Here is a 23,196-nt window from a genome sequence, read left to right as displayed (position 1 = left end):
CGTTGGGATGAATCTGCCGAGCAGGCACGTTTCTGCCGACCGGCCTGCGGCTAACGTCCGACGGGTGAACCGCGACGCCACCCGGCCCGCCGCGCCGGCCCACCCCCGACCGAGCGCCCCGGGGCCCGATCGGCCCTCCGTAACACGTCCCACCGTCGAGGAGCTCCGGCTCACCTCGTTCAAGTCCTACCGGCGCGCGGTCCTGCCGCTCGCGCCGCTCACCGTCCTGCACGGGCCCGCCGGCGTCGGCAAGTCCAACGCCCTCGACGCGCTGGCCGTGCTGTCCAGGCTCGCCCTCGGAGAGGAGATCGCCGACTCCCTCGACGGGCTGCCCGACCGCACCGGCCCGCTCGCCAAACCCGTCCGCGGCGGCCTGCACGGGTGCGTCCCGCACGGGCGCGACGCCGTCATCCTCGGCTGCACCGTCCGCTCCCCGCACGGCCGCATCCGGCTCGACGTCGTCGTCCGCACCGACGGCCCGGTCCGGATCGCCCGCGAATCGCTCACCCTCGACGGCCGCACCCTCGTCGACACCGGCGAACAGGACGTCCGCAAGCAGCGCGTCAACGTCTGCTGGCACAACGACACCCGCCAGGGCGACATCCGGGCGCCCTTCCCCAGCGGCACCATGATCACCGCGCAGCTGCCGCTCCGGGTGGCCGGCTCCTCTCCGGGCGAACGCCAGGTCCTCGCCGCCACCGAGGACCTGCTCACCGCCCTGCGCGAGGTCTTCCCCGTCCACCCCGTCCCCGCCCTCATGCGCGGCTGGGCCCGGCCCGACCCGCAGGCCCGGCTGCGCAGCAACGCCGCCAACATCTCCGCCGTCATCGCCCGGCTCGGCAACGAATGCCCGCGCCGCTACGGGCAGCTCCTGCGCGTCGTCCAGTCCGCCGCCCCGCACCCGCTGCTCGGGCTCTCCCTCGCCCACCGCGGCAATGGGCCCGACCAGCGTGTCCTCGTGGTCTTCGACGAAGGCGTCCTCGGGCGCACCGGGGCCGACCAGGCCTCCGACGGCATGCTGCGCCACCTCGCGTTCGCCGCGGTGCTGCTCACCGGGGCCGGGGTGCTCGACCTCGACGTGGCCGCCGAAGTGCCGTGGGCGCACCGGCAGCTCACCGTGCTCGCCGAGGACCTCGGCGCCGGGCTCGCCACCGAACAGACCGCCTCACTGCTACGGCTGGCCCGGGACATGTCCGGGCGCAACCAACTGCGCGTCCTCGCCGCCCTGCAGGAGCCCGCCGCGGCGCGGGAGGCGCTCGGTGGGGCCGAACCGCGGTCGGGCGCGGCCGTGCTCGTCGAGTGCCGGCGAGACCCGGACTCGGGGCACACCGTGCTGCGGCCCGAGACGGCCCGGGTGCCGGCCCAGTGCGGGCGCGGGGACGGGGCCGACCCGGCGGCGGATGAGGTAGACCTGGACGGGTGAGCGAACGAGTGACGAGGCCGGGGGAACCGGCCGGGCCCACCGGGCCGACCTTGGACGACCTGCGGCAGCGGCTGGTGGACTTCGCGGCGGCCCGGCGCTGGGAGCCCTTCCACACGCCGAAGAACCTGGCGGCCGCGCTGAGCGTGGAGGCCGGCGAACTGCTGGAGATCTTCCAGTGGCTGACGCCAGAGCAGGCGGCCGCGGTGATGTCCGAGCCGGAGCGGGCCCACCGGGTGCGGGACGAGGTCGCGGACGTCCTCGCGTACCTGGTGCAGTTCTGCACGGTGGTCGGGGTGGATCCGCTGGAGGCCCTCGCGGCCAAGATCGAGCGGAACGAACTCCGCTTCCCGGTGCCGGATGGACCGGTGGTCGCCGCCCCGGACAAGGCTGGCGTCAACCAGGATGCAGGCGAACAACCCGTGTGAGGGACGGGAGTTATCCACAACCCCGGACTTTTCCACAGCTTTTCCGATGGCGGATGCGGCCCCGTCGACTTCGTCGCACGCTTTCGCCGTGACCACCTGACCGCCCCTCCGGCGGCCGTGGTCCCACGGCGACAGCGAGCGAAAGGAGTGGCGGCCATGGAGGCGCTGCGACTGATCAAGAGGGCCCGGCACGCCCTGGCCGAGGCCAGACACGTACCGGATGTGCTGGCCGAGGCGCGGCAGGCCGCGCTGCTCACCGAGGCGGTGGGGGCCAGGCTGGCGGAGCTGGACGACGAGGAGCTCACCGGGCTGGGGCAGCAACTGGCCGAGGCCGCGGCGCACGTGGCGGTCTGCCTGGAACGCTCAGTCGTCAGGGCCGCCGTGCTGAGCGGCGGCCGGGCCGGGCGCTTCGCCGAACTCGGCGAGCTGGCACCGACCTTGGGGGCGCTGGACGGGCTGCTGCGGGACGTCGGGGAGACGCTGGTGGTGCTGGCCTGCGGGGCCGACACCGAGAGCCTCTACTGGACGTGCATCGACGGCGTCGACGCGGTGTCGGACTGCAAGGACCTGGCCGGGCGACTGCGGAAGGCGGCGAGCAGGCTGGAGGGAGAGGAGAGCGCGGTGCTCGGCGGGGCGCCGGCCGATCGGGGCTCGCCCTTACTCGTGGTCCGGCTCGGCCCGCCGGACGAGGGCGGGCCGATGGGCGAGGAGCAGGCGCCGGACTATCGGGTGCCTGGCGTGGCCGGAGCATCGGAGGAGGTGTCCGTGCCGGTGGGATAGGTGGCCGGGCCGTCCTCCCGGATCCCGGAGGACCGCAACTCGGCGAGATCCGCGGTCACCGAGGCGAGCAGTTCCTGCATCTGTTCCAGCAGGCTCTTCTGCGCGGCGGGCCCGGGCGAGGTACCGGCGGCCGAGCCCGCCGGGCTGCTCGGGAGCTGCGGCGTGGCAGTTGGTTCGGACATGACGGGACCTCTTCGGATCGGTGGTGCGGCGTGAAGCGGCCGACGGTGGCTCGGCCCGCGCAGCGGGGGTGCCTGATGCCTTGCCACCGAGGCACACGCCCCCGCTGCAGCAACCAACGAACCGCTCCGGCGGCCGGTCACCGCGCACCACCCGATGCGGTCCAACTCCGACACGCCGTAAGCCTCCCGGGTGAGCCCGGCTTGCCGCCCCGAAGCGGCCTGGGCTAGGCGGACGAGACGCACCAGGCTTGCTCGGCGCCGAGCAAGCCTGGCGCCGAGCAAGCCGGGGGGAGGGCCAAGGCTTCGGGCGAGAGGGCGAGAGGGCGAGAGGGCGAGAGGGCGAGAGGGCGAGAGGGCCGGAGGGAGGGGGAGGGGGGGAGGGGGAGGGGGGGAGGGGGAGGGAGGGGGCCCGGACGCCAGCGAAAGCCGTAGCACGCACTCGGGGTCCGGAGCCCGGGTCGGCTCCGAACCCCGATGGTGTGGTCCCGCAGGTCAGTTGTGGGCGTGCAGGTCGGCGTTGAGGCCGCCCCAGGAGCCGGAGCGGGCGATGACCTCGACGGCGCCGGTCTGCGAGTTGCGGCGGAACAGCAGGTTGTCCTGGCCGGACAGTTCGACGGCCTTGGCCACGGCGCCGTCCGGAGTGGTGACCCGGGTGCCGGCGGTGACGTAGAGGCCGGCCTCGACGACGCAGTCGCTGCCGAGCGAGATGCCGATGCCGGCGTTGGCACCCAGCAGGCAGCGCTCGCCGACCGAGACGACCTGCTTGCCGCCACCGGAGAGGGTGCCCATGATCGAGGCACCGCCGCCGATGTCGCTGTGGTCGCCGACGACGACGCCCGCGCTGATCCGGCCCTCGACCATGGAGGTGCCGAGGGTGCCGGCGTTGAAGTTGACGAAGCCCTCGTGCATCACGGTGGTGCCGGTGGCCAGGTGGGCGCCGAGGCGGACGCGGTCGGCGTGGGCGATGCGCACGCCGGACGGGGCGACGTAGTCGGTCATCCGCGGGAACTTGTCGATGCCGTACACGGCGAGCTGGCCGCCCTGGGCGCGGACCGCGAGGCGGGTCTGCTCGACCTTGTCCACCGGGACGGGGCCGATGCTGGTCCACGCGACGTTGGCGAGCAGCCCGAAGACGCCGTCCAGGTTCTGGCCGTGCGGCTTGACCAGGCGGTGGCTGAGCAGGTGCAGGCGCAGGTACACGTCGTGGGTGTCGAGCGGCTTCTCGTCGAGCGAGGCGATGGTGGTGCGCACGGCGACCACCTCGACGCCGCGGCGCGCGTCGACGCGCAGCGCCTCGGCCGCGCCGGCGCCGAGTTCGGCCTCGGCCTGCTCGGCGGTCAGGCGGACGGTGCCGGCCGGGCCGGGCTCGGCGGCCAGGGCGGGTGCGGGGAACCAGGTGTCGAGGACGGTGCCGTCGGCGGCGATGGTGGCCAGGCCGGCGGCCACGGCCCCGTTCGGGAGGGAGGTCGATTCAGCAGTCACACCGTGCACGTTAACCAATGCGGGGCCCCGCTGCCGAACACGCCCACCGTGCGGACGCGGCCCCCGGCCGGCACGCCCCCGCCGTGCGTACACGGCCGCAGGCGGGTTGCGGCGGACGGCCGCCGGTCCGGAAAACCCGGTGCTCAGCGGGGGTGTGCTCGGCGATACTCGGGCAGGTGTTCATGTCGATCTCCACCACCGGCAGCGTCGAGGGCCCAGCCACCGATCTCGGCTTCCTGCTGCACAAGCATCCGGGCAAGGTCCAGCGGTTCGCGACGTCGCACGGCGAGGCGCACGTCTTCTACCCCGAGGCGGGTGACGACGTCTGCACGGCGGCGCTGCTGCTGGACGTCGACCCGATTGCGCTGGTCCGCAAGGGCCGGGGCAAGGGGCGCGGCGGTTCGCCGGACTTCGCGCTCGCCCAGTACGTCAACGACCGCCCGTACGCGGCGTCCTCGCTGCTCGCGGTGGCGCTGCGGACGGTGTTCCAGTCCGCGATGAAGGGCGTCTGCCCGGCCCGGCCCGGGCTGGCGGACCGGCCGCGCCCGCTGCGGATCACGCTGCCCGCGGTGCCCGCGAACGGCGCGGGCGAGGGCGGCGGCCCGGCGATGACGGTGCGGCTGTTCGAGCCGCTGGGCTGGCGGGTCGAGGCGGTGGCGCTCCCGCTGGACGAGGCGTTCCCGGAGTGGGGCGAGTCCCGGTACGTGCGGCTCACGCTGGCCTCGGACGCCGTGCGGCTCGCCGACGCGCTCCAGCAGCTGTACGTGCTGCTGCCGGTGCTGGACGGCGCCAAGCACTACTGGGTCGCCCCGGACGAGGTGGACAAGCTGCTCGCCGCCGGCGAGGGCTGGCTGGCCGCCCACCCGGAGCGCGCCCTGATCACCCGCCGCTACCTGTCCCGGAGCCGGTCGCTGACCCGGGTGGCGATGGAACGTCTGGAGCTGGCCCGGCTGGCGGAGGCGGACGACCGGGAGCCCGAGGAGGTCGACAACGCGGTCGACGACCGGCCGGAGGAGCCCGAGGCCGCCACCGGGGCGACGTCGGAGCCCAGGCCGCCGTCCCTCGCCGGGCAGCGCCGCGCCGCGATCCTCGCCGCCCTGCGGGAGGTGGGCGCGGCCCGCGTCGCCGATCTCGGCTGCGGCCGGGGCGAGTTGATCGGTGAACTGCTGAAGGACGCCCGGTTCACCGAGGTGCTCGGCGTGGACGTGTCCGCGCGGGCGTTGCAGGCGGCGGCCCGCGGACTGCGCCTGGACCGGCTGCCGGAGCGGCAGGCGGCCCGGGTGACGCTGGCGCAGGGCGCGCTGACGTACACGGACGCCCGGTTGAAGGGCTTCGACGCGGCGGTGCTGTGCGAGGTGGTCGAGCACCTGGACCTGCCGCGGCTGCCCGCCCTGGAGTACGCGGTGTTCGGCGCGGCCCGGCCGGGGGCGGTGGTCGTCACCACGCCGAACGCCGAGTACAACGTCCGCTGGGAGAGCCTGCCGGCGGGCGGCGTCCGGCACGCCGATCACCGCTTCGAGTGGTCGCGCGCCGAGTTCCGTGCGTGGGCCGAGCGGGTCGCGGCCGCGTTCGGCTACACGGTGGTGCTGCGCCCGGTGGGTCCGGAGGACGGGGAGGTCGGCGCGCCGACCCAGCTGGCCCTGTTCCGCCTCGGCACCACCCCGGCCGAGCAGATCCCTGCCGAGCCGACCCAGACCGAGCAGATCCCTGCCGAGCCGACCGCGACCGGCACCACCCCTGCCGAGCCGACCGCGACCGAGCGGACCCCGACCGACACGGCGCCCGAAGGAGGCGAACCCCGATGACCGACGAAGCGACCCCGACGCCCGAGCAGCACCAGGACGAGCAGCAGCTCCAGTTCCAGGACGAGCCCCAGGCCGAGCCCCAGGACCACCCCACCCCCCGCCGCCTCCCCGTCACCGACGTCTCCCTCGTCGTCCTGATCGGCACCAGCGGCGCCGGCAAGTCCACCTTCGCCCGCCGCCACTTCCTGCCCACCCAGGTCGTCTCCTCCGACTTCTGCCGCGGCCTGGTCGCCGACGACGAGAACGACCAGTCGGCCTCCGCCGAGGCCTTCGACGTCCTGCACTACATCGTCGGCAAGCGCCTCGCGGCCGGCCGGCTGACCGTCGTGGACGCCACCAACGTCCAGCCCGAGGCGCGCCACCAGTTGGTGCGGATCGCCCGCGAGCACGACGTGCTGCCGATCGCGATCGTGCTGGACGTCCCGCCGGGCGTGTGCGCCGAGCGCAACCGCTCCCGCCCGGACCGCCAGCTGCCGGCCCACGTCATCCCGCGCCAGCACCGCGAGCTGCGCCGCTCCCTGCGCGGCCTGGAGCGCGAGGGCTTCCGCAAGGTGCACGTGCTGCGCGGCGCGGCCGAGGTGGCGGCGGCCGAGGTGGAGTTGGAGAAGCGCTACAACGACCTGCGCCACCTGACCGGCCCGTTCGACATCGTCGGCGACATCCACGGCTGCCGTTCCGAGTTGGAGACCCTGCTGCCCCGCCTCGGCTACACGCTGACCCGGGACGCCGAGGGCCGCCCGGTGGACGCGGTGCCGCCGGCGGGCCGTACCGCCGTGTTCGTCGGGGACCTGGTCGACCGCGGCCCGGACACGCCGGGTGTGCTGCGCCTGGTGATGGGCATGGTGGCGGCCGGGCACGCGCTGTGCGTGCCGGGCAACCACGAGAACAAACTGGGCCGGGCACTGGACGGCAAGAAGGTCAACGTCGCCTACGGCCTGCAGGAGTCGCTGGATCAGCTGGCCGATGAGTCCGAGGAGTTCCGGGCCGAGGCGCGGGAGTTCATGCGCGGCCTGGTGAGCCACTACCTGCTGGACGGCGGTGCACTGGTGGTCTGCCACGCCGGTCTGCCGGAGCGGTACCACGGCCGCAACTCGGGCCGGGTGCGCTCGCACGCGCTGTACGGGGAGACCACCGGCGAGACCGACGAGTACGGCCTGCCGGTGCGCTACCCGTGGGCGGAGGAGTACCGGGGCAAGGCGCTGGTGGTGTACGGCCACACGCCGGTGCCGTCGGCGAGCTTCGTCAACAACACCGTCTGCCTGGACACCGGTTGCGTGTTCGGCGGCAGCCTGACGGCGCTGCGCTACCCGGAGCGGGAGCTGGTGAGCGTCCCGGCCGAGCGGGAGTGGTACGCCCCGGTGCGCCCGCTGGTCACGGACGCGCCGGGCGGCCGCGAGGGCCGTCCGCTGGATCTCGCCGACGTGGCGGGCCGTCGGGTCGTCGAGACCGGGCTGCACGGACGGGTCGCCGTCCGGGAGGAGAACGCGGCGGCGGCGCTGGAGGTGATGAGCCGCTTCGCGCTGGACCCGCGACTGCTGGCGTACCTGCCGCCGACCATGGCGCCGAGCGCCGCCTCCCGCCGGGACGGCTTCCTGGAGCACCCGCAGGAGGCGTTCGCCGCCTACCGCGCGGACGGCGTGCGGCACGTGGTGTGCGAGGAGAAGCACATGGGGTCGCGCGCGGTGGTGCTGGTCGCCCGGGACGACGCGGCGCGGGAGCGGCGCTTCGGCGTGGCCGGTCCGGGCGCGATCTGGACCAGGACGGGCCGGGCGTTCCTCGCCGACGACGGCCTGACCGCGGCGGTGCTGGGCCGGGTACGGGCGGCCGCCGAGCGCTCGGGGCTGTTCGACGAGCTGGGTACCGGCTGGCTGCTGCTGGACGCCGAGCTGATGCCCTGGTCGCTGAAGGCCGTGGAACTGCTGCGCCGCCAGTACGCGGCGGTCGGCGCGGCGGCGGGCGCCGCCCTGCCGGAGGCGCTGGCGGCGCTGGAGCGGGCGGCCGGGCGCGGGCTGGACCTGGCGGAGCTGACCGCCCGGCAGCGGCGGCGCACGGCCGACGCACAGGCGTTCACCGAGGCGTACCGGCGGTACTGCTGGCCGACGGAGGGGCTGTCGGGCGTGCGGCTGGCGCCGTTCCAGGTGCTGGCCGCCGAGGGGGCGAACCTCGCGGTACGCCCGCACGACGAGCACCTGGCCTGGATCGACCGCCTGGTCGCGGCCGACGAAGCGGCGTCCGGAGCCGCTGCCGGAGCCGCTGCCGGAGCGGCGTCCGGAGCGGCGTCTGGAGCGGCGTCCGAAGCCGCTGTCGAAGCGGCATCCGGAGCGACGTCCGAAGCCGCTGCCGAAGCCACTGACGCAGCCGCCGGTGACCGGGCACCGGTCCTGCACCGCACCGCCCGCCTCCTGGTGGACACCGAGGACGAGGCGTCGGTGGCGGCCGCCACCGCCTGGTGGGAGGAGCTGACGGCGGCGGGCGGCGAGGGCATGGTGGTCAAGCCGCTGGCCTCGGTGGTGCGCACGGAGCGCGGCGGGGGCCGTCCGGGCGGGCTGGTGCAGCCGGGGGTGAAGGTGCGCGGCCGGGAGTACCTGCGGATCGTCTACGGCCCGGACTACACCGAGTACCTGGACCGGCTGCGCGAGCGGTCGGCGGGCCACAAGCGCTCGCTGGCGCTGCGCGAGTACGCGCTGGGCCTGGAGGCACTGGACCGGCTGGCGGCCGGCGAGCCGCTGTGGCGGGTGCACGAGCCGGTGTTCGCAGTGCTCGCGCTGGAGTCCGAGCCGGTCGATCCGCGCCTGTAGGCCGACCGGGCGTTGTGGGGGAGTCCGCGGCAGGGCTCCCCCTCTCCGACCCCCGCTGTGTATAGAAATTCCGAGTGTCGTATAGACTTGCTCCTTTCCCGTACGTCCCGTCATCCCAGGAGCCCGGTATGGCCTTCAACCTCCGGAACAGGCACTTCCTCAAGGAGCTCGACTTCACGCCCCAGGAGTTCCGCTTCCTGGTGGACCTCGCCGCCGGACTCAAGGCGGCCAAGTATGCGGGCACCGAGCAGCCCCGGCTGCGCGGGAAGAACATCGCGCTGATCTTCGAGAAGACCTCCACCCGCACCCGCTGCGCCTTCGAGGTCGCCGCCCACGACCAGGGCGCGACCACCACCTACCTGGACCCGTCCGGTTCGCAGATCGGCCACAAGGAGTCCATCCGGGACACCGCCCGGGTGCTCGGCCGGATGTTCGACGGCATCGAGTACCGCGGTCACGGCCAGGAGATCGTCGAGGAACTGGCCGCGAACGCCGGTGTCCCGGTCTGGAACGGCCTCACCGACGAGTGGCACCCCACCCAGATGCTGGCCGACGTGCTCACCATGACCGAGCACACCGCCAAGCCGCTCGCCGGGACGGCCCTCGCCTACCTCGGCGACGCCCGCTCCAACATGGGCAACTCGCTGCTGGTCACCGGCGCCCTGCTCGGCATGGACGTCCGGATCGTCGCCCCGCGCTCCCTCTGGCCGGCCGAGGAGGTCCGGAAGGCGGCCGAGACGCTGGCCGGGACCACCGGCGCCCGGATCACCCTCACCGAGGACGTGGCCGCGGGCGTGGCCGACGTGGACTTCCTCTACACGGACGTCTGGGTCTCGATGGGCGAGCCCAAGGAGGTCTGGGCCGAGCGGATCGAACTGCTCAAGCCCTACCAGGTGTCGATGGACACCGTCCGGGCCACCGGCAACCCGGACGTGAAGTTCCTGCACTGCCTGCCCGCGTTCCACGACCTCGGCACGGTGCTCGGGCGGCAGATGTACGAGGCGACCGGCATGACCGAGCTGGAGTGCACCGACGAGCTGTTCGAGTCGGCGCACTCCGTCGTGTTCGACCAGGCGGAGAACCGCCTGCACACCATCAAGGCGGTCCTGGTCGCCACCCTCGGCTCCTGATCAGCGGGAGGCCCCCGCCCTCTCCGGCTTGACCTCCTTCTCCAGCTTGACGCAGGCCACCCGGTCGCCCGCCGCGTGCGGGCCGGCCGGGGTGCCCGCGTGCACCACCAGCGAGCGGGCCTCGCCCGGCCGCGGCTGCCAGGGCACCGAGGCCGTCGCGGCGCCCTCGCCGTGCTCGTCGGTGCGCAGCACCAGCCGCAGTTCGTTGCGCTCGTTGGCGTACGCCGGGTCGGTGGACGGCTGCACCGGGTCCACGGCGTCCTGGTAGTGCGGCCCGGACGCGGCCGGGTCGACCCCGCAGGTGCCGGTGTGCAGGTGCACCGGGAACTCGTGGTCGGGGGCGAGCCCGGTGACCGTCATGGTGAGCACCGTCCGCCCCGCGGTGGAGCGGTCGGTGACGATCCGGGCGTGCGCGCCGTACGGCACGAGGTCGTTCGCGTAGCTGACGGCGGTCGGCGGGACGAAGGCCGTCGCGGGGTCGAAGGCGGCCTCGACGACGGAGACCGGCGAGGCGGTGGGGGCGAGCAGGGCCAGCGGCAGCAGGGCGGCGGCGAGCGGTGCGGACATCAGCGGGCCTTCCACGGGCAGGGTGACGGACGCCCTGCTCAACGGCGCCGGGCGCCGACGGACACCCCCGAAGGGGCCCGGAGGTGAGCGGGCCGCGAGGGCGCACCGCTGCCCGTCCCGTCGCCGACCGGCGGTTCCGGTGGTGAGCTGGTGGTAGTGCTCTTGCCGGCCGCTGCGGCCCGAATGGGCGCTGACCTGCGCTTTTGCCGACCCGGGCATGCCTGCGGTGGTGAAGGCGACGGCATGCACTATGGTTTATCTCGACATCGAGATAACTGCCCCTTACGATATATCTCGACATCAAGATACTTGCCGAGCGGAGCCCGCCGGCGATGCGGCAAGGTCAGCCTAAGTAAGGCTGACCTTACCACCGTGGCGGCCGGATACCGCACGAAGCACCCAGAAGGAGTCAGTCGTGTCCGCGAACAGCTTCGACGCCCGCAGCTCGCTGCAGGTGGGCGACGAGTCGTACGAGATCTTCAAGCTCTCCGCCGTCGAGGGTTCCGAGCGGCTGCCGTACAGCCTCAAGGTGCTGCTGGAGAACCTGCTCCGCACGGAGGACGGCGCGAACATCACCGCCGACCACATCCGCGCGCTCGGCAACTGGGACGCCAGCGCCCAGCCGAGCCAGGAGATCCAGTTCACCCCGGCCCGCGTGATCATGCAGGACTTCACCGGTGTGCCGTGCGTGGTCGACCTCGCCACCATGCGTGAGGCCGTCAAGGAGCTGGGCGGCGACCCGGCCAAGATCAACCCGCTGGCCCCGGCCGAGCTGGTCATCGACCACTCCGTCATCGCGGACAAGTTCGGCACCCCGGACGCCTTCGTCCAGAACGTCGAGATCGAGTACGGCCGCAACAAGGAGCGCTACCAGTTCCTGCGCTGGGGCCAGACCGCCTTCGACGAGTTCAAGGTCGTCCCGCCCGGCACCGGCATCGTCCACCAGGTGAACATCGAGCACCTGGCCCGCACCATCATGGTCCGCGGCGGCCAGGCGTACCCGGACACCTGCGTCGGCACCGACTCGCACACCACCATGGTCAACGGCCTGGGCGTGCTGGGCTGGGGCGTCGGCGGCATCGAGGCCGAGGCCGCCATGCTGGGCCAGCCGGTCTCCATGCTGATCCCGCGCGTGGTCGGCTTCAAGCTCAACGGCCAGCTGCCGGCCGGCACCACCGCCACCGACCTGGTCCTCACCATCACCGAGATGCTGCGCAAGCACGGTGTGGTCGGCAAGTTCGTCGAGTTCTACGGTGAGGGCGTCTCCGCCATCCCGCTGGCCAACCGCGCCACCATCGGCAACATGTCGCCGGAGTTCGGCTCGACCTGCGCGATCTTCCCGATCGACGCCGAGACCATCAACTACCTCAAGCTCACCGGCCGCGACGAGCAGCAGCTCGCCCTGGTCGAGGCGTACGCCAAGGAGCAGGGCCTCTGGCACGACCCGTCGGTCGAGCCGGTCTTCTCCGAGTACCTGGAGCTGGACGTCTCCACCGTCGTCCCGTCGATCTCCGGCCCGAAGCGCCCGCAGGACCGCGTCGTCCTGGCCGAGGCTGCCACCCGGTTCGCCGAGGCGCTGCCGACCTACTCCGCCGAGGCCTCGAAGCCGACCGTCGTCACCGCCCCCGACGGGTCGAAGTACGAGATCGACAACGGCGCGGTCGTGATCGCCTCGATCACCTCCTGCACCAACACCTCCAACCCCTCCGTCATGCTGGGCGCCGCCCTGCTGGCGAAGAAGGCCGTGGAGAAGGGCCTCACGGTCAAGCCGTGGGTCAAGACCACCCTGGCCCCCGGGTCCAAGGTCGTCATGGACTACTACGAGAAGGCCGGCCTGCTCCCGTACATGGAGAAGCTGGGCTTCAACCTGGTCGGCTACGGCTGCGTCACCTGCATCGGCAACTCGGGCCCGCTGCCCGAGGAGGTCTCGGCCGCCGTCAACGAGGCCGACCTGGCGGTCGTCTCGGTGCTCTCCGGCAACCGCAACTTCGAGGGCCGGATCAACCCGGACGTGAAGATGAACTACCTGGCCTCCCCGCCGCTGGTGGTCGCCTACGCCCTGGCCGGCAACATGAACATCGACATCACCCGCGACGCGCTGGGCCAGGACGCCGAGGGCAACGACGTCTTCCTCGCCGACATCTGGCCGTCGGAGCGGGAGGTCGCCGACACCGTCGCCGGCTCCATCGACGAGGCGATGTTCGACAAGGGCTACCAGGACGTCTTCGCCGGTGACCACCGCTGGCAGTCGCTCCCGGTCCCGACCGGCAACACCTTCGAGTGGGACGCCGAGTCCACCTACGTCCGCAAGCCCCCGTACTTCGAGGGCATGGCCAAGACCCCGAGCCCGGTGGCCGACATCGCCGGCGCCCGCGTCCTGGCCAAGCTGGGCGACTCGGTCACCACCGACCACATCTCCCCGGCCGGCAACATCAAGCCGGGCACCCCGGCGGCGCAGTACCTGACCGCCAACGGTGTCGAGAAGCGCGACTTCAACTCCTACGGCTCGCGCCGCGGCAACCACGAGGTGATGATCCGCGGCACCTTCGCCAACATCCGTCTGCGCAACCAGATCGCGCCGGGCACCGAGGGCGGCTACACCCGCGACTTCACCCAGGCCGACGGCCCGGTGTCGTTCATCTACGACGCCTCGCAGAACTACCAGGCCGCCGGCACCCCGCTGGTCGTCCTGGCCGGCAAGGAGTACGGCTCCGGCTCGTCCCGCGACTGGGCCGCCAAGGGCACCGCGCTGCTGGGCGTCAAGGCCGTCATCGCCGAGTCGTACGAGCGCATCCACCGCTCGAACCTGATCGGCATGGGCGTCCTGCCGCTGCAGTTCCCGGAGGGCGAGACCGCCGAGTCCCTCGGCCTGACCGGCGAGGAGACCTTCTCCTTCACCGGCGTGACCGAGCTCAACGAGGGCCGCACCCCGAAGACCGTCAAGGTCGTCGCCGGTGACAAGGAGTTCGACGCGGTCGTCCGCATCGACACCCCCGGCGAGGCGGACTACTACCGCAACGGCGGCATCCTGCAGTACGTGCTGCGCTCGCTGATCGGCTGACCTGCCGCACAGCCTCAGGGGAGGCCGGACCGCACTTCGCGGTCCGGCCTCTTTTGCATGCTGCCTCTCCTGAGCCCGGCCCCTTGTGCGGCGTGCCGCGATGGACTAAACCTCTATCCCATCTGGTCCAGACCAATTGACGCTCATTCAGAGAACAGGTCCGGTATGCCCACTCGCGCCTCAGCCCTGCTCGCCGCCGCCACCGTCGCCGCGCTGCTCGCCGCCCCCGCCACCGCCAACGCCGCCGACGGCGGGCACGGCCCGAAGCTGAAGGGCCAGCGCGTCGGCTACTTCACCCAGTGGGGCGCCGACAGCTCCGCCAAGCGCGTCCAGGACTCCGGCCAGGCCGGGAAGCTCACCGTCGTCAACTACGCCTTCGGCAACGTCTCCGCCGACGGCACCTGCTACGAGACCGACGACGCAGGCCAGGGCGACGCCCACAACGACTACCAGCGCGCCTTCACCGCCGCCGAGTCGGTCGACGGCGTGGCCGACGCCCCCGGCCAGAAGCTGAAGGGCCACTTCAACCAGCTGCGCAAGCTCAAGGCGAAGAACCCGCAGCTGCGCACGGTCATCTCGCTCGGCGGCTGGAGCTGGTCCAAGTACTTCTCCGACGCGGCCGCCACCGACGCCGCCCGCAAGAAGTTCGTCTCCTCCTGCATCGACCTCTACCTCAAGGGCGACGTGCCGGTCCTGCCCGGCTCCCCGGAAGGCGGCGCCGGCGCGGCCGCGGGCGTCTTCGACGGCATCGACGTCGACTGGGAGTACCCGGGCGGCGGCGGGGACGCGGGCAACGTGGTCCGCCCCGAGGACGGGCGCAACTTCACCCTGCTGATGCAGGAGTTCCGCCGCCAGCTCGACGACCTCGGCAAGCAGGGCGGCAAGCAGGGCGGCAAGAAGGGCGACAAGGGCAAGCACTACCTGCTGACCGCCGCCGTCGCCGCCAACGAGACCGTCGCCGACCGGCTCGAACTGCCCGAGCTGAGCGAGTCGGTGGACTGGCTCAACCTGATGACCTACGACCTGCACGGCCCCTGGGAGGGCAAGGGCCCGGCCAACCACCAGGCCAACCTCTACTCCGACCCGACCGACCCCGACGCCCGCCGGCGCAGCGCCGACGCGGCCGTCGACCACTACCGGGAGCGCGGCCTGCCCGCCGAGCAGATCGTGCTCGGCGCCCCGCTGTACGGCCACGGCTGGACGGGCGTCGCGCCCGGCGAGCGCGGCGGCCTCTACCAGAGCGCCACCGCCGCCGCCCCCGACCTCTCCTACCGGGAGGTCAACGCCCTGCCCGGCAAGGTGTACGTGGACCGTGACCACGGCGCGTCCTGGAAGTACGACGGCACCACCTTCTACAGCTACGACACCGCCGAGGTGCTCACCCAGAAGGCGCGGTACGTGCGCTGGAACGACCTGGGCGGCGTGATGGTCTGGTCGCTGGACGGCGACGACATCCGGGGCAGCGCGATCGCCGCCCTGGACCGCGGCCTGCGCCGCGGCTGACGCCCCGATGCGAAGGGGGCCCGCCGTGCGCGCACGGCGGGCCCCCTCACGACTGCGTCAGGCCCGGTCGCAGGCCTGCGCCCGCAGCGCGCGGTCCAGGTCGTCGCGGCACTCCAGCACCAGGCGGCGCAGCGCCGGCGCGGCCTGCGGGTGGCCGCCCAGCCAGGCGTCGGCCGCGGCCAGGGTCTGCTCGCTGGCCTGGGCGCGCGGGAAGAACCCGCTGACGATCCGCATCGCGGCCTCGATGGTCCGCTCGGCCCAGACCCGCTCCAGCAGCTTGAAGTAGGGCGCCGCGTAGAGCGCGGTCAGGTCGCGGTGGGCGGGCAGCGCGAAGCCCGCGATGTTGGCCTCGACCAGGGCGTTCGGCAGCTCGTCGGAGTCGACCACGGCCGACCAGGCGGCGGCCTTGGCCTCGGGGGTGGGCCGGGCGGCCAGGCACTGGGTGTACTGGCGCTTGCCGCTGGCGGTGTTGTCGGCGGCCAGTTCCCCGGCCAGTTCCTCGTCGCCGGCCTGGCCGGCGGCGGCCAGCGCTAGCCACAGCGACCAGCGCAGCTCCTGGTCGACGTCCAGGCCGTCGATCCGGGCGCTGCCGGCCAGCAGGCCGCGGACCAGGCCGAGGTGCTCGGCGCCGCCCGCGGTCTGGGCGAGGAAGCGGGCCCAGGCCAGCTGGTGGTCGCTGCCGGGGACGGCCTCGCGCAGCTCGCGCAGGGCGCCGTCGGCCAGCTGCCGGCCGCCCTCGCCGCACCAGGCCGGGTCGGCGTACAGGTCGACGGCGGTCTTGGCCTGGGCGTGCAGCGACTGCAGCACGCCGATGTTGCCCTCCTGGCCGGCGAAGCGCAGCACCAGGGCGACGTAGTCGCGGGCCGGCATCAGGCCGTCCCGGGTGAGGTTCCAGACGGCGGACCAGGCGAGCGCCCGGGCCAGCTCGTCGTGGATGTCCCCGAGGCCGGTGCGCAGGGTCTCCAGGGACTCGGCGTCGAAGCGGATCTTGCAGTAGGTGAGGTCGTCGTCGTTGAGCAGCACCAGCGCGGGGCGGGGGCGGCCGGCGGCCTCGGTGACGACGGTGCGGTTGCCGGTGACGTCGAGCTCGATCCGCTCGGTGCGCACCAGGGAGCCGTCGGCGTCCCGGTCGTAGAGGCCGACCGCGATCCGGTGCGGGCGCAGCACATCGCCGTCCTGGAGGACGGCGAGTTCGGTGATCCGGCCCTCGGAGTCGGTGGTCACCTGCGGGGTGAGCGAGTCGACCCCGGCGGTCTGCAGCCAGGCGGCGGCCCAGGTCTTGAGGTCGCGGCCGCTGGTCTCCTCCAGGATGTCCAGCAGGTCGGCGAGTTCGGTGTTGCCGAAGGCGTGGCGCTTGAAGTAGCGGCGGGCGCCCTCGAAGAAGGCCTCGGAACCGACGTAGGCGACCAGCTGCTTGAGGACGGAGGCGCCCTTGGCGTAGGTGATGCCGTCGAAGTTGAGCTTGGCGTCCTCGAGGTCGCGGATGTCGGCGGTGATCGGGTGGGTGGTGGGGTACTGGTCCTGCTGGTAGGCCCAGGCCTTGCGCCGGTTGGCGAAGGTGACCCAGGCGGAGGAGTACCGGGTGCGGGCGCCGATCAGACCGTAGGAGCCCATGAAGTCGGCGAAGGACTCCTTCAGCCACAGGTCGTCCCACCAGCGCATGGTGACCAGGTCGCCGAACCACATGTGCGCCATCTCGTGCAGGATGACGTTGGCGCGGCCCTCGTAGGCGGCGTCGGTGACCTTCGAGCGGAAGACGAAGTCCTCGCGGAAGGTGACGCAGCCGGGGTTCTCCATGGCGCCGATGTTGTACTCGGGGACGAACGCCTGGTCGTACTTGCCGAAGGGGTACGGGTAGTCGAACTCCTCGTGGAAGAAGTCGAGTCCGAGCTTGGTGACGCTGAGGATCTCGTCCGCGTCGAAGTGCGGGGCGAGGGACTTGCGGCACATCGCGGAGAGCGGGATCTCCAGCGTGGTGCCGTCGGCGAGTTCGCGGCTGTAGTGGTCGCGGGCGACGTGGTAGGGGCCGGCCACGACGGCGGTGAGGTAGGTGGAGATCGGCTTGGTCGGCGCGAACTCCCAGGTGCGGGCGGCGCCTTCCTCGGTGACGCTCCCTCCTTGCCCGCCCTCGGGCAGGAGGGGCACAGTCGCGCTGACGCTCCCTCCTTGCCCGCCCTCGGGCAGGAGGGGCCCAGTCGCGCTGACGCTCCCTCCTTGCCCGCCCTCGGGCAGGAGGGGCCCAGTCGCGCTGACGCGCTCGTGGACGGCGTTGGACCAGACGTCCCAGGCGGCCGGGGCGGTCACGGTGAAGCCGAACGGGGCCTTCAGGTCGGGCTGTTCGAAGGTGGCGAAGACCCGGCGGGCGTCGGCCGGCTCGTAGTGGGTGTAGAGGTAGGTCTCGCCGTCCACCGGGTCGGTGAAGCGGTGCAGGCCCTCGCCGGTGTGGCTGTAGGCGCAGTCCGCCTCGATGGTGAGGACGTTCTCGGCGGCGAGGCCGTCGACGTGCACGCGGGCGCCGTCGTAGGCGGTGGCCGGGTCGAGTGCGCGGCCGTTGAGGGTGACCGAGCGGACCTCGGAGGCGAGCAGGTCGAGGAAGGTGGCGGCGCCGGGCTGGGAACAGCGGAAGGTGACGGTGGTGGTGGAGCGGAACGTGGCGGCCGCCGGGTCGGGGGCGGAGGTCACGTCCAGCCGGACCTGGTAGCCCTCCACGGCCAGGATGCTGGCCCGCTGCTGGGCTTCGTCGCGGCTCAGGTTCTTGCCCGGCACGGCGGTACTCCTTTGTCCGGCACGCACGGTGGTGCGTCTGTGGGTGGTGCGGTCTCGGCGCGCGGTGTGCTGCGCTCCGCAGGGGCATCCTTTCACGCCCTCCCTCGCCAGTACCATTGCACAGGCCGTCTCGGCCGGGCCGGAATCAGCGGCGCAGGGCGGGTGTTGAGCGGTGGGGGTGGCACACCTCCCTGCCTCGTTATCACCTCACGAAGGACGACAGCCGTGACGACTGCCGCTGAGCGCAAGACCGCCGACTTCTGGTTCGACCCGGCCTGCCCGTGGGCGTGGATGACGTCCCGCTGGCTGATCGAGGTCCAGCAGCTGCGTCCGGTGGACGTGAACTGGCACGTGATGAGCCTGTCGGTGCTGAACGAGCACCGCGACCTCCCGCAGAACTACCGCGAGCTGCTGGACAACGCCTGGGGCGCGGTGCGGGTGTGCGTCGCGGCCGCCCAGCAGCACGGCGACGAGGTGCTGGGCCGGCTCTACACCGAGCTGGGCCTGCGCTTCCACAACCAGGGCCTGCCGCAGAACCGGGAGACGGTCGAGGCGGCGCTGGTGGCCGCCGGGCTGCCCGTGGAGCTGGCGGACGCGGCCGACACGGACGCGTACGACGAGGCCCTGCGCGCCTCGCACAAGGAGGGCATCACCCTGGTCGGCGAGGACGTCGGCACCCCGGTGATCGCGGTGGAGGGCGCGGACGGCGAGCGGGTCGCCTTCTTCGGCCCGGTGGTCACCCCGGCCCCGAAGGGCGAGGCCGCGGCCCGGCTCTGGGACGGCACCCTGCTGGTGGCCTCCACCCCGGGCTTCTACGAGATCAAGCGGACCCGTACGGCGGGCCCGTCCTTCGAGTAGCGCCGGAACGGCACGAGGGCCCGGTACCGACCGGGTACCGGGCCCTCGTGCCGTCGCGGGGTCAGCGCGCGGCGGCCGCGTCCCGGCGCTGCTTGACCAGGCCGGCGGCGCTCAGCAGCGCGACCAGCACCCCGGCCGCGTACAGCTGCTGCCGGTTGCCCTCGGTGGTGGTCATCAGGGCGAGGATGCCGGCCACGGCGGCCATCGCGATCCAGGTCAGATACGGGTAGCCCCACATCTTCACGGTGAGCAGCTCGGGCGCCTCGCGCTCCAGCCGGCGGCGCATCCGCAGCTGGACCACGCAGATGAACAGCCAGACCACCAGGATGGCCACGCCGGTGGTGTTCATCAGCCAGGTGAAGACGGTCTCCGGCCAGAACTTGGCGGCCAGTACGGCGCCGAAGCCGAAGAGGCAGGAGGCCAGCACGGCCCGGCGGGGCACCCCGCCGGAGACCTTGGCCAGCGCCCGGGGGCCCTGGCCGCGGCCGACCAGCGAGTACGCCATCCGGGAGGCGCCGTAGATGTTGGCGTTCATCGCGGAGAGCAGCGCGATCAGCACCACCACCTGCATGATCGTTCCTGCGCCGGACACCCCGAGGTGCCGCAGCACGGTGACGTACGGGCCGTCGGTGACCACCGCCGGGTCCTTCCAGGAGACCAGGGTGACGACCAGGGCCATCGAGCCGATGTAGAAGATCGCGATCCGCCACACCGCCGTGCGCACCGCGTTGGCGACGTTCTTCCGGGGGTCGTCGGACTCGGCGGCGGCGATGGTCACGGTCTCCAGCCCGCCGTAGGCGAAGACCGAGGCGAGCAGGCCGACGATCAGCCCGCTGACCCCGGTGGGCAGGAAGCCGCCCTGGCCGGTCAGGTTGGTCGCGCCGGGGGCACCGGGGCCGATCACCCCGGCGATGCCGAGCCCGCCGAGGACCAGGAAGGCGACGATCGCGGCGACCTTGATGGTGGCGAACCAGAACTCGAACTCGCCGAAGTTCTTCACCGCGGTGAGGTTGCTGGCGCAGAAGAAGACCATGAACAGGCCGACCCAGACCCAGGAGGAGACGCCCGGCACCCAGCCGTTGACGATCTTCCCGGCGGCGGTGGCCTCGGCGGCGACGCCGCAGCACAGCATCACCCAGTACATCCAGCCGGCCGTGATCCCGGCCCAGGGGCCGATCTCCTTCTCGGCGTGCACCGAGAACGACCCGGAGGCGGGGCGGGCGGCGGACATCTCGCCGAGCATCCGCATGATCAGCATGACCAGCAGGCCGGAGAGGACGAACGCCAGGATGATCGCCGGACCGGCGGCCGCGATGCCCGCGCCGGAGCCGACGAACAGGCCCGCGCCGATCACCCCGCCCAGCGCGATCATCGACAGGTGGCGCTGCTTGAGGCCGTGCGCGAGCTGCTGGCCGGTGGCCGGGTCACCGTCGGCGTCGGTGGTCCCGGGCGTCGGGGGCGCGGAGGTGGGGGCCATAGGGATGGATCCAGACTGTGCGGAATGCGGCATGAGCTGTCCAATATCCGGGGACACCTCTGTTCATGCCAAGAACGACGACCCCCGGCCCACCATGCGGACCATGCGGTGACGGGGCGGGATCGCGTAGTGACGCAGTGTCGGTACGGGCCGGAATGGGCCGGTTCCGACAACGGTCGAGGGTGGGGCTTTGTCCGAAACCGTGGCGGTGACGCAGTGGATCACCGCGTAGGTTCACAGGTGTTCACTCACCTGAGCATCCCACGGAGGAGACCCCCGATGGCCACTGCCGCCACCCCGATACCGCGCCGCGCCGTCCTCGCCGACCTGCTGCCCGCCGCGACCACCCGCCTCGGTGCCCAGGTCCGCGACCTGGCCCTGGTGGCCGGCGGCGCCGCCCTGACCGGCGTGGCCGCCCAGCTGTCGGTGAACGTCCCCGGCTCGCCGGTGCCGGTCACCGGCCAGACCTTCGCCGCCCTGCTGGTCGGCACCGCGCTCGGCGCCCGCCGCGGCATCGCCTCGCTCGCCCTCTACCTGCTGGCCGGCCTGGCGGGGATGCCCTGGTTCGCCGAGGGCACCTCCGGCTGGACGATGCCCTCGCTCGGCTACGTGCTCGGCTTCGTCCTGGCGGCCGGTCTGACCGGCGAGCTGGCCCGCCGCGGCGCCGACCGCACCCCGGTGAACACCGCCGTCACCATGGTCCTCGGCAGCCTCGCCATCTACGCGGTCGGCGTCCCGTACCTGGCCCTGTCGCTGCACGTCCCGCTCGCCCGGGCGGCCGAACTGGGCCTCTACCCGTACCTGGTCGGCGACGCGCTGAAGGCCGTCCTCGCCGCCGGGGCCCTGCCGCTGGTCTGGAAGCTCGCCGCGAAGCGGTGAGCCCCCTGCCGGGCCCGGGCGCACGCGCATGCCACACTCATGGCATGCGCGTGTACCTGGGCTCAGACCATGCCGGATACGAACTGAAGAACCACCTCGTGGAGTGGCTCAAGGAGGCCGGCCACGAGCCGGTCGACTGCGGGCCGCACATCTATGACGCCGAGGACGACTACCCGCCGTTCTGCCTGCGCGCCGCCGAGCGCACCGCCGCCGACCCGGAGGCGCTGGGCGTCGTCATCGGCGGCTCGGGCAACGGTGAGGCGATCGCCGCCAACAAGGTCAAGGGCGTGCGGGCGGCGCTGGCCTGGAGCGAGCAGACCGCCGGGCTCGGCCGCGAGCACAACAACGCCAACGTGGTCTCCATCGGCGGCCGCATGCACACGCTGGAGGAGGCCACCAAGTTCGTCGAGGTCTTCCTCAACACCCCCTACAGCGGCGAGCCGCGGCACACCCGCCGGATCGAGATGCTGAGCGAGTACGAGACCACCGGCGAGCTCCCGCCCATCCCGGCCCACCACCCGCAGGGCTGATCCCTCCCCCCGTCCACCCTCCCTCGACGGCCGGCCGCACGCTCCACGCGGCCGGCCGCCGCCGTTCCCGGGTCCGTACGGCTGTGTCATCGGCCACAGGGCGCGGCGCGCGGACACCGGTGCGCGCGGGGCGTGTGCGCCGCCCGTGTGGTTCGTACGCCCAACCGGCGCACGCCTCCTGACGCCGCGCCCGCCGTCGCGGCGATCGGCCGAAACCGGCTGGCGGGCCCGTGCCACGGCGCACCCGGCCGCGTCCGGCCCGTCGACGCCGGGCGGTGCCCGTGGATAGGGTCGGGCCCCATGGCTGGCAGACCGCCGGGCGCACCGCCCCAGACGACTGCGACGAAGCCCGGCGCCGCCACGGCGTCCGGACCCGTGACGGCCCGGTTGCGCAGGAGGCTCCGCCGGGTCCGCCGAAGGCTGCGCACGGCCGGTGTGGACTACTTCCGCGGCGGCGCCGCCGACTGGCCGGTGCTGTGCGCGCTCGCCCTGCTCGTCCCGCTGCTGATCCTGCTCAACATCTGGATCCCCGCCTGGGCCCCGCCCACCGCGCTGGTCCTGCCGATCCTGGCCGGCGCGCTGCTGCTGCGCCCCGGCAGCCTGGTGGTGCTGTACGCGCTGGCGGCGCTCGGCCTGTCCGCCGAGTCGGTGATCCACACCGGCCAGCGGGTGGCCAGCGAGAACCCGGAGGCCTACATCTACGGCGTCACCCCGGGCGCGGCCCTGGTGGTCGGCGCCGCCGGGGTGGGCGGCCTGCTGCTGGCCCAGTTCCGGGCCCGGGTCGGCGTGCCCTGGTGGGGCGGCTCGACCATGCTGTTCGACCTGCGCGAGCGGCTGCGGGTGCAGAGCCGGGTGCCGGACCTGCCGGACGGCTGGCACGCCGACATGGCGCTGCGCCCGGCCGGCGGGCAGTCCTTCTCCGGGGACTTCGTGGTCGCCGCCCGCACCGGCCCGGGCCAGCGGCTGCTGGAGGTGGTCCTCGCGGACGTCTCCGGCAAGGGCATGGACGCCGGCTCCCGCGCGCTGCTGCTCTCCGGCGCCTTCGGCGGTCTGGTGGGCTCGCTGCCCGCGCACGACTTCCTGCCCGCCGCCAACGGCTACCTGCTGCGCCAGTCCTGGGAGGAGGGCTTCGCGACCGCCGTCCACCTGGTGCTGGACCTGGACACCGGCGAGTACGAGCTGCTGTCGGCCGGGCACCTGCCGGGGATGCAGCGGCTGGCGGGCGCCGGGCACTGGGAGGTCAAGGAGGCCGAGGGCCCGCTGCTCGGCATCTACGACGGCGCGAAGTTCGAGGGGGTGCGCGGCCGGCTGAACCGCGGCGACGTGCTGATGCTCTGCACCGACGGCATGGTCGAGGAGCCGGGCCGGGACCTCTCCGAGGGGATGGACCGGCTGATGGGGGAGGCGGACCGGCTGGTGCCCGGCAGCGGTCCGGGCGCGGGGGCCGGCGCGGCGGGCGCGCTGATCGAGACGGTGGCCCGGGACATCAACGACGACCGCGCGGTCCTGCTGCTCTGGCGCGACTGACGC

Annotated in this window: 17 protein-coding genes; 12 read left to right on the top strand and 5 right to left on the bottom strand. The window is 73.1% G+C overall.

Annotation, left to right across the window (positions count from 1 at the left end; translation table 11 throughout):
* Window positions 1-64 precede the first annotated feature (64 nt).
* The 3 genes from ACIPLC_RS05105 to ACIPLC_RS05095 all read left to right on the top strand — a co-directional run bounded on the left by ACIPLC_RS05105 (window position 65) and on the right by ACIPLC_RS05095 (window position 2,628).
* A complete protein-coding gene (locus ACIPLC_RS05105; protein WP_400471201.1) occupies window positions 65-1,423 on the top strand; it encodes an AAA family ATPase in 1,359 nt (452 codons plus the stop codon).
* A gap of 50 nt (window positions 1,424-1,473) precedes the next feature.
* Window positions 1,474-1,848, top strand: a complete 375-nt coding sequence (locus tag ACIPLC_RS05100; RefSeq protein WP_400471249.1) for a nucleotide pyrophosphohydrolase — start codon at window positions 1,474-1,476, stop codon at window positions 1,846-1,848.
* Between the two features lie 156 nt (window positions 1,849-2,004).
* Complete coding sequence (locus ACIPLC_RS05095; RefSeq protein WP_400471199.1) at window positions 2,005-2,628, top strand: DUF6099 family protein; 624 nt, start codon at window positions 2,005-2,007, stop codon at window positions 2,626-2,628.
* On the opposite strand, the gene ACIPLC_RS05090 is transcribed toward ACIPLC_RS05095, so the two are convergent.
* Window positions 2,571-2,810: a hypothetical protein gene (locus ACIPLC_RS05090; protein ID WP_400471197.1), complete on the bottom strand. Its 240-nt coding sequence runs from the start codon at window positions 2,808-2,810 to the stop codon at window positions 2,571-2,573. The two genes, ACIPLC_RS05095 and ACIPLC_RS05090, sit on opposite strands and share 58 nt — an antisense overlap.
* A 492-nt stretch (window positions 2,811-3,302) precedes the next feature.
* Window positions 3,303-4,292, bottom strand: coding sequence for a 2,3,4,5-tetrahydropyridine-2,6-dicarboxylate N-succinyltransferase (gene dapD / locus ACIPLC_RS05085; protein ID WP_400471195.1), 990 nt, complete (start codon window positions 4,290-4,292; stop codon window positions 3,303-3,305).
* Window positions 4,293-4,468: 176 nt separating this feature from the next.
* On the opposite strand from dapD, the gene ACIPLC_RS05080 reads away from it, so the two are divergent.
* The 3 genes from ACIPLC_RS05080 to argF all read left to right on the top strand — a co-directional run bounded on the left by ACIPLC_RS05080 (window position 4,469) and on the right by argF (window position 10,025).
* Complete coding sequence (locus ACIPLC_RS05080) at window positions 4,469-6,097, top strand: 3' terminal RNA ribose 2'-O-methyltransferase Hen1 (RefSeq protein ID WP_400471193.1); 1,629 nt, start codon at window positions 4,469-4,471, stop codon at window positions 6,095-6,097.
* On the top strand, window positions 6,094-8,895 hold the full coding sequence (locus ACIPLC_RS05075) for a polynucleotide kinase-phosphatase (protein ID WP_400471191.1): 2,802 nt from the start codon (window positions 6,094-6,096) through the stop codon (window positions 8,893-8,895). The genes ACIPLC_RS05080 and ACIPLC_RS05075 overlap by 4 nt, the downstream gene beginning before the upstream one ends.
* A 128-nt stretch (window positions 8,896-9,023) precedes the next feature.
* Window positions 9,024-10,025 (top strand): ornithine carbamoyltransferase, encoded by a 1,002-nt coding sequence (gene argF, locus ACIPLC_RS05070; protein WP_400471189.1) that lies wholly within the window; start codon window positions 9,024-9,026, stop codon window positions 10,023-10,025.
* Here argF and ACIPLC_RS05065 read toward each other — a convergent pair whose 3' ends face one another.
* On the bottom strand, window positions 10,026-10,592 hold the full coding sequence (locus ACIPLC_RS05065) for a superoxide dismutase family protein (protein WP_400471187.1): 567 nt from the start codon (window positions 10,590-10,592) through the stop codon (window positions 10,026-10,028).
* A gap of 415 nt (window positions 10,593-11,007) precedes the next feature.
* Between ACIPLC_RS05065 and acnA the strand changes: the two genes are divergently transcribed.
* Together acnA and ACIPLC_RS05055 are read left to right on the top strand one after the other, a co-directional pair.
* Window positions 11,008-13,653: an aconitate hydratase AcnA gene (gene acnA, locus ACIPLC_RS05060; RefSeq protein WP_400471185.1), complete on the top strand. Its 2,646-nt coding sequence runs from the start codon at window positions 11,008-11,010 to the stop codon at window positions 13,651-13,653.
* Window positions 13,654-13,818: 165 nt separating this feature from the next.
* Window positions 13,819-15,156: a glycoside hydrolase family 18 protein gene (locus tag ACIPLC_RS05055; protein ID WP_400471183.1), complete on the top strand. Its 1,338-nt coding sequence runs from the start codon at window positions 13,819-13,821 to the stop codon at window positions 15,154-15,156.
* Between the two features lie 57 nt (window positions 15,157-15,213).
* On the opposite strand, the gene pepN is transcribed toward ACIPLC_RS05055, so the two are convergent.
* Window positions 15,214-17,922, bottom strand: a complete 2,709-nt coding sequence (gene pepN / locus ACIPLC_RS05050) for an aminopeptidase N (protein ID WP_400471181.1) — start codon at window positions 17,920-17,922, stop codon at window positions 15,214-15,216.
* A 225-nt stretch (window positions 17,923-18,147) separates the two neighbouring features.
* On the opposite strand from pepN, the gene ACIPLC_RS05045 reads away from it, so the two are divergent.
* The gene (locus ACIPLC_RS05045) at window positions 18,148-18,780 is read left to right on the top strand and encodes a DsbA family protein (RefSeq protein WP_400471179.1); all 633 of its coding nucleotides are present in this window, start codon (window positions 18,148-18,150) and stop codon (window positions 18,778-18,780) included.
* Between the two features lie 61 nt (window positions 18,781-18,841).
* On the opposite strand, the gene ACIPLC_RS05040 is transcribed toward ACIPLC_RS05045, so the two are convergent.
* A complete protein-coding gene (locus ACIPLC_RS05040; RefSeq protein ID WP_400471177.1) occupies window positions 18,842-20,257 on the bottom strand; it encodes an amino acid permease in 1,416 nt (471 codons plus the stop codon).
* A 279-nt stretch (window positions 20,258-20,536) separates the two neighbouring features.
* Between ACIPLC_RS05040 and ACIPLC_RS05035 the strand changes: the two genes are divergently transcribed.
* The 3 genes from ACIPLC_RS05035 (at window position 20,537) to ACIPLC_RS05025 (ending at window position 23,193) form a co-directional block, all read left to right on the top strand.
* Window positions 20,537-21,136 (top strand): biotin transporter BioY, encoded by a 600-nt coding sequence (locus ACIPLC_RS05035; RefSeq protein WP_400471175.1) that lies wholly within the window; start codon window positions 20,537-20,539, stop codon window positions 21,134-21,136.
* Between the two features lie 44 nt (window positions 21,137-21,180).
* Window positions 21,181-21,666 (top strand): ribose-5-phosphate isomerase, encoded by a 486-nt coding sequence (locus tag ACIPLC_RS05030; protein ID WP_400471173.1) that lies wholly within the window; start codon window positions 21,181-21,183, stop codon window positions 21,664-21,666.
* Between the two features lie 435 nt (window positions 21,667-22,101).
* Window positions 22,102-23,193 (top strand): PP2C family protein-serine/threonine phosphatase, encoded by a 1,092-nt coding sequence (locus tag ACIPLC_RS05025; protein WP_400471171.1) that lies wholly within the window; start codon window positions 22,102-22,104, stop codon window positions 23,191-23,193.
* Window positions 23,194-23,196: the final 3 nt, after the last annotated feature.

This window comes from Kitasatospora sp. NPDC086801, from assembly GCF_044745805.1.
In the GTDB taxonomy this organism is placed as follows: Bacteria; Actinomycetota; Actinomycetes; order Streptomycetales; family Streptomycetaceae; genus Kitasatospora.
This window is presented reverse-complemented; position numbering and strand designations above follow the sequence as displayed.

Excerpts from the sequence above, each read along its gene's own strand:
- ACIPLC_RS05095 (WP_400471199.1), top strand. The coding sequence starts at position 2,005 with ATGGAGGCGCTGCGACTGATCAAGAGGGCCCGGCACGCCCTGGCCGAG.
- ACIPLC_RS05090 (WP_400471197.1), bottom strand. The coding sequence starts at position 2,810 with ATGTCCGAACCAACTGCCACGCCGCAGCTCCCGAGCAGCCCGGCGGGC.
- ACIPLC_RS05075 (WP_400471191.1), top strand. The coding sequence starts at position 6,094 with ATGACCGACGAAGCGACCCCGACGCCCGAGCAGCACCAGGACGAGCAG.
- argF (WP_400471189.1), top strand. The coding sequence starts at position 9,024 with ATGGCCTTCAACCTCCGGAACAGGCACTTCCTCAAGGAGCTCGACTTC.
- ACIPLC_RS05065 (WP_400471187.1), bottom strand. The coding sequence starts at position 10,592 with ATGTCCGCACCGCTCGCCGCCGCCCTGCTGCCGCTGGCCCTGCTCGCC.
- ACIPLC_RS05055 (WP_400471183.1), top strand. The coding sequence starts at position 13,819 with ATGCCCACTCGCGCCTCAGCCCTGCTCGCCGCCGCCACCGTCGCCGCG.
- ACIPLC_RS05040 (WP_400471177.1), bottom strand. The coding sequence starts at position 20,257 with ATGGCCCCCACCTCCGCGCCCCCGACGCCCGGGACCACCGACGCCGAC.
- ACIPLC_RS05035 (WP_400471175.1), top strand. The coding sequence starts at position 20,537 with ATGGCCACTGCCGCCACCCCGATACCGCGCCGCGCCGTCCTCGCCGAC.
- ACIPLC_RS05030 (WP_400471173.1), top strand. The coding sequence starts at position 21,181 with ATGCGCGTGTACCTGGGCTCAGACCATGCCGGATACGAACTGAAGAAC.